The sequence below is a fragment of the Nocardioides coralli genome, from assembly GCF_019880385.1.
Lineage (GTDB): Bacteria > Actinomycetota > Actinomycetes > Propionibacteriales > Nocardioidaceae > Nocardioides > Nocardioides coralli.
In genome coordinates, this window is the sequence record NZ_CP082273.1 from 2,192,879 (window position 1) to 2,204,836 (window position 11,958).

Annotated in this window: 11 protein-coding genes; 3 read left to right on the forward strand and 8 right to left on the reverse strand. The window is 72.9% G+C overall.

The window, feature by feature from the left end:
- Positions 1–32 precede the first annotated feature (32 nt).
- The 5 genes from K6T13_RS10685 to mraZ all read right to left on the reverse strand — a co-directional run bounded on the left by K6T13_RS10685 (position 33) and on the right by mraZ (position 4,107).
- Positions 33–1,802, reverse strand: coding sequence for a peptidoglycan D,D-transpeptidase FtsI family protein (locus K6T13_RS10685; protein WP_249423732.1), 1,770 nt, complete (start codon positions 1,800–1,802; stop codon positions 33–35).
- Between the two features lie 11 nt (positions 1,803–1,813).
- A complete protein-coding gene (gene ftsL / locus K6T13_RS10690; protein WP_222894563.1) occupies positions 1,814–2,368 on the reverse strand; it encodes a cell division protein FtsL in 555 nt (184 codons plus the stop codon).
- Positions 2,365–3,321 carry a 16S rRNA (cytosine(1402)-N(4))-methyltransferase RsmH gene (gene rsmH, locus K6T13_RS10695; RefSeq protein WP_222894564.1) on the reverse strand — a complete coding sequence of 319 codons (957 nt, stop codon included), beginning with the start codon at positions 3,319–3,321 and terminating at the stop codon, positions 2,365–2,367. The genes ftsL and rsmH overlap by 4 nt, the downstream gene beginning before the upstream one ends.
- Before the next feature lie 2 nt (positions 3,322–3,323).
- Positions 3,324–3,494, reverse strand: a complete 171-nt coding sequence (locus K6T13_RS10700; RefSeq protein WP_222894565.1) for a hypothetical protein — start codon at positions 3,492–3,494, stop codon at positions 3,324–3,326.
- Between the two features lie 184 nt (positions 3,495–3,678).
- On the reverse strand, positions 3,679–4,107 hold the full coding sequence (gene mraZ, locus K6T13_RS10705; protein ID WP_222894566.1) for a division/cell wall cluster transcriptional repressor MraZ: 429 nt from the start codon (positions 4,105–4,107) through the stop codon (positions 3,679–3,681).
- A 499-nt stretch (positions 4,108–4,606) separates the two neighbouring features.
- On the opposite strand from mraZ, the gene K6T13_RS10710 reads away from it, so the two are divergent.
- From K6T13_RS10710 to K6T13_RS10720, 3 genes are read left to right on the forward strand one after another with little or no spacing between them, the layout of a single operon-like run.
- Positions 4,607–5,611, forward strand: coding sequence for an AAA family ATPase (locus K6T13_RS10710; protein WP_222894567.1), 1,005 nt, complete (start codon positions 4,607–4,609; stop codon positions 5,609–5,611).
- A gap of 25 nt (positions 5,612–5,636) precedes the next feature.
- Entirely contained in the window at positions 5,637–6,914 is a 1,278-nt protein-coding gene (locus K6T13_RS10715; protein WP_222894568.1) for a DUF58 domain-containing protein, read from the forward strand.
- On the forward strand, positions 6,911–9,286 hold the full coding sequence (locus tag K6T13_RS10720) for a transglutaminase TgpA family protein (protein WP_222894569.1): 2,376 nt from the start codon (positions 6,911–6,913) through the stop codon (positions 9,284–9,286). The genes K6T13_RS10715 and K6T13_RS10720 overlap by 4 nt, the downstream gene beginning before the upstream one ends.
- A gap of 102 nt (positions 9,287–9,388) precedes the next feature.
- On the opposite strand, the gene K6T13_RS10725 is transcribed toward K6T13_RS10720, so the two are convergent.
- The 3 genes from K6T13_RS10725 to K6T13_RS10735 all read right to left on the reverse strand — a co-directional run bounded on the left by K6T13_RS10725 (position 9,389) and on the right by K6T13_RS10735 (position 11,894).
- Entirely contained in the window at positions 9,389–9,829 is a 441-nt protein-coding gene (locus K6T13_RS10725) for a DUF3040 domain-containing protein (RefSeq protein WP_222894570.1), read from the reverse strand.
- 121 nt (positions 9,830–9,950) lie between these two features.
- On the reverse strand, positions 9,951–11,147 hold the full coding sequence (gene dinB, locus K6T13_RS10730) for a DNA polymerase IV (protein WP_222894571.1): 1,197 nt from the start codon (positions 11,145–11,147) through the stop codon (positions 9,951–9,953).
- A 24-nt stretch (positions 11,148–11,171) separates the two neighbouring features.
- On the reverse strand, positions 11,172–11,894 hold the full coding sequence (locus K6T13_RS10735) for a methyltransferase domain-containing protein (protein WP_222894572.1): 723 nt from the start codon (positions 11,892–11,894) through the stop codon (positions 11,172–11,174).
- Between the last annotated feature and the right edge of the window lie 64 nt (positions 11,895–11,958).

Below are 11,958 nucleotides of genomic sequence, written 5' to 3' on the forward strand. Positions count from 1 at the left end.
TCGACGGGGTGAGGTGACGACTCCGTCGACGCTCACCACTCCACCGGCAGGGCGGGTGCCTTGGCACCCGTCGGCGGGACCGCGTAGCGCTGCAGCGCGTAGCGCATGATGCGGGAGAACGCCGGTCCGGCGATGGAACCGCCGCCGCCGTCGACCTTGGGGTCCTGCACCACGACGTAGATGGTGAACCGCGGGTCGTCGGCGGGAGCGAACCCGGCGAAGGAGACCGTGAAGGTGCCGTCGTAGCAGCCGCAGTCCGCGCCGACCCGCTGGGCGGTGCCGGTCTTGCCGGCCACCCGGTAGCCCGGGACGGCGGCAGCCGGGGCCGTGCCCTCCTCCGGGTCGGTCACGAGCTCCATCATCCGGGCCGTCTGGCGGGCGGCCTTCGTGCTGACGACGCGACGGGTGGTGGCAGTGTCGGTGCCGACCAGGACCCCGTCGTCGGTGGTGGCGCTGCCCGAGATCACCGACGGGTCGACGCGGACGCCGTCGTTGGCGATGGTGTTGACGGCGGCGGTCATCTGGACGGCGTTGACCGACAGCGACTGCCCGAAGGCCACCCGGTCCTGGATCAGTCGCGACCAGATCGACGGGTCGGGCAGGATCCCTGCGGACTCACCGCGGACGCCGATGTCGGTGGTCTCGCCGACGCCGAAACGGGTCAGGTAGCGCCGCAGCTCGCCGCGGTCGAACTCGTCGGCTGCGCGCACCGTGCCGATGTTGGAGGACTTGGCCACGACGCCCGCGAGGGTCAGCCTGATGCGGTCGTGCGGGAACCAGTCGTTGATGACGCGCCCGTCGCGGCGCAGCTCGGGCGGCACCACGATCCGGGTCCGCGGCGTCACCTTGCCCGCGTCGAGCAGTCCGGCCACCGTGAGCACCTTGGCGACCGAGCCCGGCTCGTAGACGTCGCTGAGGGCACGCGACCCGAGGTCCTCCTTGCGCGAGACCAGCGGGTTGCTGGCGTCGAAGGTCGGGTGGTCCGCGACCGAGAGGACCTCGCCGGTCTGGGTGTCCATGACGACCGCGAGACCCGAGGCGGCGCCGGCGTCCTCGACGGTCTGCCGCAGCACCCGCTGGGCGTAGAACTGCAGGTCGAGGTCGATGGTGGTCTGCAGGTGCTGCCCGTCGACCGGCTCGACGGTGGTGTTCTCGCCGAGCGGGATCCGGTTGCCGCCGCCCACCTGGTAGCGCTCCGAACCGTCGGTGCCGGCCAGCATCGCGTCGAAGGTCCGCTCGAAACCGGCGAGCGGGTCGTCGGTGCCGACGAAGCCGACCAGGTTCGCCGCGACGTCGTCCGCGGGGTAGTCGCGCATCGGGTCACGCCGGGTCTCCAGCCCGCTGAAACCCAGTGACTCCGCCTCCTCCACCACGGCCGTGGCCCTCGTGGAAGGCACGCGACGGGCGATGTACTCGAAGCGACTCCCCTCCTCACGCAGCCTCGGCAGGATCGTGAAGTAGTCGACCTCGAGCCGGTTGGCGAGGAACTTGGCCAGCTCGGGCGCCTGGTCGGCCGTCAGCTTGGGGTCAGCCGCGACCATCAACCCGTCGACCGAGCGCGCGAGCGGCTCGCCGTTCCGGTCCAGGATCGACCCGCGCTGGGCGGGCAGCGACACCTCCACCATGCCCTCGGCAGCCGCCATCTCGGCGTACGCCTTGGGGTCGATGCCCTGCAGCTGCACCAGACGCGCCCCGAAGACCGAGAGCACCATGGCGATGAGGAGGAACCCGAACCGCAGCCGGAACAGGGGAGACCCCCGCAGGCTGCCCCGGGGACGGCCGGGTCGTGGGGTGCTGGGCACGGGGCGGCCCCTCAGTCGCCGGACCGGGTGACCGGCCGACCCTCGTTGCGGACCTGGTCGAGGGAGACGGCGGTGGGGCCCTCGGACACGACGCGTCGGACGACGGGGTCGGGGTCGAGCACCGCCGGCTTGGGCGGCGGCTGCGCCTGCAGCCGCAGCAGCTCGGCCGACGTGGCTGCCGTCGGCTCGCCCAGGACCGTGCCGCTCTCGAGCACCAGGTACGCCGGGTTGCCGGCGGGCACCATGCCCAGCTGCTGGGCCTGCTGCGCGACTCGCTGGGGGTTGCGCAGCACGTCGAGCTCCATCTCCAGCGTCTGCTGGCGCGCGGTCAACGTGGTCGCCTGCTGCTCGAGTGCCGTCGTGGCGAAGGCGGCCTGCTGCATGGAGGTGTTGAAGAGGAGCAGCCCGACGACACCGCCGAGGAGCACCAGGGTGACCAGGGCGACGAACGGCACGCGGGCGGCGCGGGTGCGCCGCCGCGGCACGACCCGGAGGCGAGCCCGCTCGACGGCGGCCTCGGCGATCCGTGGGACACGTGACCGCAGCTGGACGGCGGGGCTGCTCATGAGGCCACTCCTCTGACTCGTTCGATCGCACGCAGCCGGACGGAGGCGGCGCGTGGGTTCGTCTGGATCTCCTGCGGACCGGCCTTCTCGGCGCCACGGGTCACCAACCGCAGTGCCGGCTCGTGGCCCTCGGGCACGAACGGGAGGTCCTCCGGCACGTCGAGCCGGGTCGCCGCGGCGAAGACCTGCTTGACCAGCCGGTCCTCCAGGGAGTGGTAGGACTCGACGACCACCCGGCCCCCGACCCCGATGGCATCCACCGCGGCGGGAAGCGCCCGACGCAGCACGGCGAGCTCGTCGTTCACCTCCATCCGCAGCGCCTGGAAGGTGCGCTTCGCGGGATGGCCACCGGTGCGCCGCGCCGGAGCCGGGATCTCGGCGTACAGGAGCTCGACCAGCCGGGCGGAGCTGTCGAACGGCTCGCGAGCCCGCTCCCGGACGATCGCGGCGGCGATCCGTCGGGCGAACTTCTCCTCGCCGTACTCCCGCAGGATCCGCGCGAGCTCGGCCTCGGGGTAGGTGTTGAGCACGTCGGCGGCGGTGGGTCCGGAGGTCACGTCCATCCGCATGTCCAGCGGTGCGTCCTCGCGGTAGGCGAAGCCGCGCTCCGTCACGTCGAGCTGCATCGACGAGACGCCGAGGTCGAACAGGACCGCGTCGACCGAGGTCAGGCCCTGGTCGCCCACCACGTCGGAGATCTCGTCGTAGACCGCGTGGACGCCGGTGAACCGGTCGCCGAAGGAGGTGAGCCGCTCACCCGCGAGGGTGAGGGCGGCCGGGTCGCGGTCGATGCCGATGACCCGCGCCGTGGGGCAGCTCGTGAGCACGGCCTCGGTGTGTCCGCCGAGGCCCAGCGTCGCGTCGACCATGACGGCGCCGTCGTGGTCCAGCGCCGGCGTCAGGAGGGCGACGACCCGGTCGAGCAGGACCGGGACGTGGGAGGGGGTGTTCATGCTCAGCCCTGTCGACCCAGGCTGGTCAGCAGCACCAGGCAGCAGGCCAACGACGCCGACACGGTGGCCGAGAAGACCATCAGCACGAGCACGTCGCGGGCCTGGTGCCGCACCCGGGGCGCGGGCGCGGACAGGTCCGTCGCGCCGACGCCGGCTGCAGGTGTGATGCTCATGGTCTCGACCCCACGTCTCTGGTGCTGCTGTCCCCCCGGATCGCACGGCCAGGTCCCTGCCCGCTCCCCTGTGGGAAGTCGACGTCTGGAACCGGGGAAGGTGTCCCAGAAGTCGAGGGAGCGGGCCCGAGACCTCGCCGTGCGATCCGCTGTGAAGTTGTGCTCGTGCTGCCGCCCCCGCGGGTCAGTCCCGCGGGAACACCTCTTCACCCAGGTCCGAGAACGCTTGCTCGCGGGCATCGGAGTACTCCTGCCAGCGGGCGGCGTCCCAGATCTCCAGTCGGTTCACCACGCCGATCACGATCACGTCCCGGGTGAGGGAGGCGTACTCGCGGAGCATCGGCGGGATGCTGAGCCGGCCCTGCTTGTCGGGCTGGTCGTCGGAGGCGCCGGCGAAGAGCAGCCGGGTGTAGTCCCGCACTGCCCGGTCGGTGACCGGAGCCTGCTGTGCCTGCTGCGCCAGCTGCTCGAAGGCAGGACGGGGCCAGACGGTCAGACAGCGTTCCTGCCCCCTGGTCACCACGAGCCCCTCCGACAGCTGGTCCCTGAACTTCGCCGGGAGGAAGAGCCGACCCTTGTCGTCCAACCTCGGGGTGTAGGTGCCCATCAACATCGGGCGCCCTCCTCCCCTGAGAGCCCACTACCAGCGGCTCATCCTCCACTGCGCTCCACCATACGCCACATTCCTCCACCGTCAACCATCTTTCGCCCCGATTGCCGTCGTGTCGCGCCCCCGCGTCCCCGTTCGCGAGGGCATCGCAGCCGCGGTGCGGGCGCCGCTCCGCGCTCACCGTGCCCCCGCCCGGCTCCGGTGGAGCGGGGTGGAGCGCGGAGTGGAGCGGGGTGGAGGAGAGCGAGGGCACCGGGCAGGCGCCGGGTCGTGGCGTCCGGTGGGGCGCAGGGTGGAGCCGGGTGGGGGCGCAGGGTGGAGGCGGGTGGGGGCGCAGGGTGGTGGAGGCGGGTGGGGTGAGGGACCGCCGTGGACCACGAGGACGGACCGCAACCATTTCGTGACGCCAGATGACTCACGCGCGGCGGGCGAGGACCATAGGTTCGTGGTCGTGCCCCGTACGGTGGAGTGCGGAGCAGACGACAGAGGGGAACATGGCGTGGTGACGCAGGAGCCAGCCACCGGGCAGCCGACGAGGACCGCGGACGCGGCCGACCTCGAGACGCTCAGCACCGTCGTCGCCCGGATCCGGGCGAACGTCGAGCAGGTGATCGAGGGCAAGCCGGACGTCGTCTCGGCGGCCGTCATCGTCCTGCTGGCGGAGGGACACCTGCTCATCGAGGACGTGCCGGGCGTCGGCAAGACGATGCTGAGCAAGTCGCTGGCCCGCAGCATCGACTGCTCGGTCCGGCGGATCCAGTTCACCCCCGACCTGCTGCCCTCCGACGTGACCGGCGTGTCGGTGTTCAACCAGAACACCCGGGAGTTCGAGTTCCGACCCGGCGGGATCTTCGCCAACATCGTGGTCGGCGACGAGATCAACCGCGCCTCCCCCAAGACGCAGTCGGCGCTCCTGGAGTGCATGGAGGAGCGTCAGGTGACCGTGGACAACAAGACCTACGAGCTCGAGACGCCGTTCATGGTCATCGCGACCCAGAACCCGATCGAGATGGAGGGCACCTACGCCCTGCCCGAGGCGCAGCGTGACCGCTTCATGGCCCGGGTCTCGATCGGCTACCCGGTCGAGGCGGCCGAGCTCGCGATGCTGACCAACCACGCCCGCACCAACCCGCTCGACGACCTCGAGCCCGTGACCGATGCCGCGGAGGTGCGCAAGCTCAGCGCGATCGTCCACCAGATCTACGTCGCCGAGGCGGTCAAGCGCTACGCGATCGGCCTGACGGCGGCGACCCGCAGGTCCACCGAGCTGACCCTCGGCGCGTCGCCCCGCGCCACGCTCCACCTGCTGCGGGCGGCCAAGGCCAGGGCGGCGATCGCCGGGCGCGACTACGTGCTTCCCGACGACCTGAGGACGCTGGCCCGCCCGGTGCTGGCACACCGGCTGCTCCCGAGCGTGGAGGCCGCCATGAGCGGGCGCTCCACCGGCGACATCCTCGAGGCCATCGTCGGTTCGGTGCCGGTGCCCGGCGGCGCCCCGCTCTCCTGAACGACCACCGGGAAGGGGGTGGACCGTGCGTGAGGCACTCCGGGGTCTGACGCTGCGTGGCCGCGCCTTCCTCGCGGCCGGCGTGACGACCCTGGCGTGCTCCGTCGTGCTCGGCCAGCAGCAGCTCGGCCGGGTGGGCGTGCTCGTCGCAGTTCTCCCCCTGCTCGCCGCCGGACTGCTCGGTCGCTCCCGCTACCGCCTCTCGCTGGTGCGCACGGTGACCCCGCAGCTCGTGACCGCCGGCTCTCCGGCCCGGGTGTCGCTCGCCCTCAGCAACGCCGGCCGGACGCCGAGCGGCGTCCTGATGCTGGAGGACCAGGTGCCCTACGTGCTCGGCACCCGACCGCGGTTCGTCCTCGAGGGCATCGGCCACGGCTGGCACCACACGGTCACCTACCAGGTCCGGTCCGACGTGCGCGGTCAGTTCGAGATCGGCCCGATGACCGTGCGCATCACCGACCCGTTCGGGCTGGTGGAGCTCGGCAGGTCGTTCCGGACCACCGTCCCGATCACCGTCGTCCCCCGCACCGTCCCCCTCCCGCACATCCCGATCGGCGGCGCCTGGACCGGCTCGGGCGACAACCGTCCCCGCGCGTTCGCAACCGGCAGCGCGGAGGACGTGACGGTCCGGGAGTACCGCCACGGTGACGACCTGCGCCGGGTCCACTGGCGCAGCTCCGCCCGGGTGGGTGAGCTGATGGTGCGCCGCGAGGAACAGCCCTGGCAGAGCCGGGCCACGCTGTTCCTGGACAACCGGGCCCGGGCCCACCGGGGGCACGGGCTCGCCTCCTCCCTGGAGGCCGCGGTCTCGGCGGCCGCCTCCATCGCCGTGCACCTCAGCCAGCGCGGGTTCACCGTGCGCCTGGTGACTGCCACCGGCGAGGACCCGACGAACGCCTGGCACTTCCGCGAAGCCGAGCTCAACACCGCCCCCCTGCTGGAGTCGCTCGCCGTCGTCGAGGCGGTTCCGCAGTCGTGGCTGGAGTCGAACTGGCTCGCCGACCCCACCCACGGCGGTCTGCTGGTCGCCGTCACCGGTGCCGTCGGGGAGCTCGACGTCCCGGTGTTCCGCCGGATGCTCCACCACTCCACACCGGCCCTCGCCGTCGCCCTGGACGTCGACGCCTGGCAGAGCCGCGAGGCGGCCTCCGACCCCGCGACCTCCCTGCTGACCAACCAGGGATGGCGGGCCGTGACGCTGGGCCCGCGCGACCGACTCCCCACCGTCTGGCAGGACCTGGGTCGGACGAGCTCCCAGTCGGCCCGTGGGGTGCACGAACCCGTGCCGGGAGCGGTCCGATGAGCGTGCGGCACGGCAGCGTCGTGGTCCGGTCGGTCCTGGGCCTGATCGGCGCCGCCACCACCTGGTGCGCGACCCTGGCGTGGGGAGGCTTCAGCGAGGCGGCCGGGGACTACCTCCGCCCGCTGCTGGTCCTCGCGTTCGTCGTCACCGGCACGGGTGCCCTCCTCCACCTCGCCCGGCTCCCCGAACCGGTGGTGGTCCTCGGGCAGGTGGTGGGCACGGGCCTGCTCGCGGGAAGCCTCGTCGCGGGGACCCCGGTCTTCACCAGTGCCGGCTGGTCGGCCCTGGGGCAGCGGCTGGCTGCAGCGGTCGAGAGCTCCCAGACCTACGAGGCACCGGTGCCCGCGGACGCAGCGAGCATCGCCCCGATCCTCGTCCTCGGCGGGTGGTTGTGCCTCGTGCTCGTGGACGTCGCGGTCAACGGCCTGCGGCGGGTGCCGCTCGCGGGACTGCCGCTGCTGACCATCTACGCGATCCCCGTGAGCCTGCTCGGCGACGGGGTGCCGTGGTGGACGTTCGCGCTGACCGCAGCCGGCTTCCTGCTGCTGCTCTTCGTCCAGCAGCGCGAGCTGGTCGCGCGCTGGGGCCGCGGGCTCGGGGTCGGCGGCGGGCGCGACCTGACCGGCGCCTCGCCCACGGTCCGGGCCGCCGCGGGATCCCTGGGGTTCGCCTCGCTCGTCCTCGCGGTCCTCATCCCCCAGTTCGTGCCGACCCTCTCCCTGTCGGTCTTCGGCTTCGGCCCGGGCAGCGGCTCCGGCGACGACATCACGGTCGAGAACCCGATGACAGACCTGCGCCGCGACCTCAACCGCGGCAACGACATCCCACTGGTGCGGTTCGCCACCGACAACCCCGACCCCGGTTACCTGCGCATCGCCGTCCTCAACAACTTCACCGACAACGAGTGGAGCACCGGCGACCGCGACATCCCCGGCGACCAGCAGGCGCGAGGTCCACTGCCCGTCGCAGACATCGCCCCCGGGGTCGAGGAGCGCACCTTCGACCACCAGGTGGCCGTGCTCGAGGGGCTGGAGTCGATGTGGCTCCCCACGGCGTTCCCGGTCGAGGAGGTCTACATCGGCGGCGACTGGCGCTACGACACCGCGACCCTCGACATCCTCTCCGCCGACCGCTCCGTGACCACCGCCGGGCAGGAGTACCGGATGGTCGAGGTGGAACGTGAGCTCGACCGGGCACTGCTCGACCGGGCCCCCAACTGGGCGGGCGAGGTCAGCCCTGACCTGGTCGAGCTCCCCGACGGGTTCCCGGCGTACGTGCGCAACCTCGCGCTCGAGGTCACCCGCGACTACCCCTCCCGCTACGAGAAGGCGGTGGCGCTCCAGCGGTGGTTCCGTGAGGACGGCGGGTTCTCCTACAGCTTGGAGAACGTGCCCCCGGGCAACGGGACCGACGAGATGGTCGCCTTCCTCACCGAGGGCAACAACGGCCGGGTCGGCTACTGCGAGCAGTTCGCCTCGAGCATGGCGGCCATGGCGCGGTCACTGGGGATCCCGGCCCGGGTCGCGGTCGGCTTCCTGACGCCGGACCGCACCGGGCCCGACACCTGGGAGTACTCCGCCTGGGACATGCACGCCTGGCCGGAGCTCTACTTCTCCGGCGCCGGCTGGGTGCGCTTCGAGCCCACGCCGGCCGACCGGGTCCCCGGGGTCCCCAGCTACACCGAGACGCAGCTCACCGAGCCCGGCGCTCCGGAGGAGACCGAGCAGCCCGGCCCCACGGCCGACCCGTCGCAGACACTGCAGCCCGACCCCCGCCTCGACGAGGGCCGACTGCCGGAGGGCGAGGCCGGCGCAGCCGGCGAGCAGCCGTCGGCCCTGGTCCGGGCGCTCCCGGTCCTGGGCGGGCTCGCCGTGGGGCTCCTGCTCCTGTGGCTGCCGAGGACCCTGCGCCGCACGCAGCACCGACGCCGCCTGCGCGGTGACGTCGAGCAGGTGTGGGCCGAGCTCCGCGCCACGGCCGTCGACCTGGGCGTCGACTGGCCGGAGCAGCGCTCACCCCGGGAGACCCGTGACCACCTGGTCCGCTTCCTGGGCGACCCCGCCGCCGAGACACCTCAGCGGCCGCGCCGAGGCGAGCACATCGCCCCCGGCGCCGTCGCCGGGCTCGACCGGCTGGTGGGGAGGCTGGAACGGCGGCGCTACGCCCGCCCCGAGCAGCGGCGCGTCATCGATGCCGAGCTGGGGCAGGACGCCGAGGCGGTGCTCACCTCGCTGTGGGCCGGCGCGAACCAGAAGGCCCGGCGTCGGGCGACGTGGTGGCCGGTCTCCCTGCTGCCGTGGCGTCGGCCTCCGGAGACGGTCGTGGCGCCCACCCTTGTCCGGCACGGCGGCGTGGTCGACCACGTCGGGTAGTGCGAGGGGCGGGGAGGGCCAGCGGGCCGAGAGCCTGGGAAGCGGGGCCGGAGGAGTCCGGGCCGCGCTCGTCGACCGGCTCGGCCGGTCAACGTCCTGCGGTCAGAAACCGCCGCCCTCGCGGCGGCGGCGCCACCGCTCCTCCATCCGCTCGAGGAACGAGCCGGAGGTGTTGCTCCGGGGCCGACGACCCTGCTTCTTGCCGCCCTGGATGACGGTGAAGCCGCTCTTGGTGCTCGGCTCGGCCTCGTCGGCGGGCGCCGGGGGCGCGCCGTGCTGGCCGCGCACCACGCTGAGGCCGAGGGTCGCCGAGGCCAGCATGATGAGGAAGCCGACGATGCCCACCGGGATGATCTGCATGACCACGCCCGTCATCATCACCGCGACACCCACGACGAAGACCACGCCGGCGAGGATCGCGCGACGACGGGCGACACTGCGGAGCGAGGTGCCGCGCAGGGTGGAGGCGAACTTCGGGTCCTCCTCGACGAGGGCGCGCTCCATCTGCTCGAGCAGTCGCAGCTCCTCCTCGGAGAGAGGCACGGCATCCTCCCGGTGTTCGTGAGCCTCGGGTCGTTGTGAGTCCAGCATAGGCAGCCCGTGGTGAGGTCGGTACTCCGTCCCGGAAATAATTCTCGCCGACACCGTCCCGTGACCATGCGCCTCACCCCAGGAGGCTGGCAGGTCGGACGGCGGCACCCCCGAAACGGTGGGTGGCTCGATCGACGGCACGGTCGGCCTCGGGCCATCCGTGCTCCCGCTCCCCCAGCACCAGCTGTCGATGGACCTGGTCGCGAGGGAGCAACCCCTCCACGCGCACCCCCACCAGCCGCACCCGGGCCCGCTGCAGCCCGAGCGCGTCGTAGAGGCGGGTCACCGCTCGGTGGATCTCGACGGTGACGTCGGTGGCCTCGGACAGCGTCCGTGAGCGGGTGATGGTGGTGAAGTCGGCGAACCGGACGGTCAGGGTGACGGTGCGCCCGGCCACCCCCGCCACCCGCATCCGACGGCCCACCCTCGCCGCCAGTCGCAGCAGCTCACGGACGATCACCTCCCGGTCGTCGGTGTCACGACCGAAGGTCTCCTGGGCCCCCATCGACTGGTCGGGCTCGCCTCCGAAGAACGCCGGGGCATGGCGTGCCACGACCGGCCGCTCGTCGGTGCCCCAGGCCAGCTCGTGGAGGTGTCCGCCGAGGTGGTGGCCGACCGCGCGTCGCAGGGTGCGCACCGGCGTACGGGCGAGGTCGCCGACCGTGACCAGCCCCAGCCGGTGGAGCATCGCCCGGGTCTTCTCCCCCACCCCGTAGAGCTCACCGACGTCGAGCGGGTGGAGGAACGCGGCGACCTCGTCCGGGGGCACCACCACCACCCCGTCGGGCTTGGCGCGCTTGCTGCCGAGCTTGGCGACCGACGGTGATGCGGCGACCCCGACCGAGCAGGTGATGCCCTGCTCGTCGTGGACGACCGCCCGCAGGTTCTCGGCGATCTGCCGCGGTGTGCCGAGCCGGCGGGTGGCTCCACGCACGTCGAGGAACGCCTCGTCGAGCGAGAGCACCTCGACGAGGGGGGTGACCCGGCGGAAGGTCTCGATCACCGAGCCGGAGACCATGGAGAAGGTGTCGAAGTCGGGCGCGACGACCACCGCACGCGGGCAGAGCCGACGGGCGCGTGTCATCGGCATCGCCGACTGCAAGCCGTACTGGCGGGCGAGGTAGTTGGCCGAGAGCACCACCCCCCGGCTGCCGCCGCCGACCACGACCGGCTGGTCGGCGAGGTCGGGCCGGTCCCGGGTCGCGACAGAGGCGTAGAAGGCATCCATGTCGACGTGGAGGATCGGGCAGGCCAGGGACGCCTCGCTCATGTCGCCACCTTCCGGCGACGGTGGTCAGCGGGAGGCGACGACGTGGAGCTGCGCGGCGAGCGGGAAGTAGTCGGGTCGCTCGGAGACGGCCTTCTCGAGGTCGAGCAGGGCCGCGGTGGCACCGGGCTCGAGGTCGAGCAGCGTGCCGGGGACGAGATCGGCGAAGACGCGCACCGCGTGGGTCGTGGCGGGTGAGAAACCGGCGGCGGCGAGCAGCTCCTCGAGCTCGGGTGCGGTGAACCGGCGGCCGGACCGCGACGCCGGCTCGGATCCGTCGAGGATCGTCCGGGCCTGCTCGAAGTGGCCGGCCAGGGCGCGCGCGACCACGGCGGCATGGCGCTGGGCGACCAGCAGGCTGAGCACGCCCCCGGGGCGCAGCACCTCCCCGATCGTGGCGAGCCCGGCGGCGGGGTCGTCGACGACCTCGAGCACCCCGTGGCAGAGCACCACGTCGACGCTGCCCGGGTCGACGACCTCGAGCAGGGTGGACAGGTCGCCCTGCTGGCCGGTGACCTCGACCCCGCTCTCGTCGGCACGGCGGTCGAGGGCGGCCAGGGCGTCGGGGCTGGGGTCGACCACCCGCACCCGGTGGCCCAGCTCGGCAACCCGCACCGCGAACCCGCCGGTGCCGCCACCGATGTCGAGGACGTCCTGGGCGGGAGCACGATCGAGCAGGGGACGCAGTCCCTCCCACACCACGGCGGTCCGGGCCGCGCTGCGGCGCTCGCTGGGACGCTCGGTCGGCATGCGCCCCACCCTAGGGGGTCGTGGGTCCCGGCCCGGCCCGGCCACGGCTGCCCGGACGGGGCGG

Coding starts and splice junctions, on each gene's coding strand:
- K6T13_RS10735 (WP_222894572.1), bottom strand. CDS start 11,894: ATGCCGACCGAGCGTCCCAGCGAGCGCCGCAGCGCGGCCCGGACCGCC.
- K6T13_RS10720 (WP_222894569.1), top strand. CDS start 6,911: ATGAGCGTGCGGCACGGCAGCGTCGTGGTCCGGTCGGTCCTGGGCCTG.
- ftsL (WP_222894563.1), bottom strand. CDS start 2,368: ATGAGCAGCCCCGCCGTCCAGCTGCGGTCACGTGTCCCACGGATCGCC.
- dinB (WP_222894571.1), bottom strand. CDS start 11,147: ATGAGCGAGGCGTCCCTGGCCTGCCCGATCCTCCACGTCGACATGGAT.
- K6T13_RS10700 (WP_222894565.1), bottom strand. CDS start 3,494: ATGAGCATCACACCTGCAGCCGGCGTCGGCGCGACGGACCTGTCCGCG.
- mraZ (WP_222894566.1), bottom strand. CDS start 4,107: ATGTTGATGGGCACCTACACCCCGAGGTTGGACGACAAGGGTCGGCTC.
- rsmH (WP_222894564.1), bottom strand. CDS start 3,321: ATGAACACCCCCTCCCACGTCCCGGTCCTGCTCGACCGGGTCGTCGCC.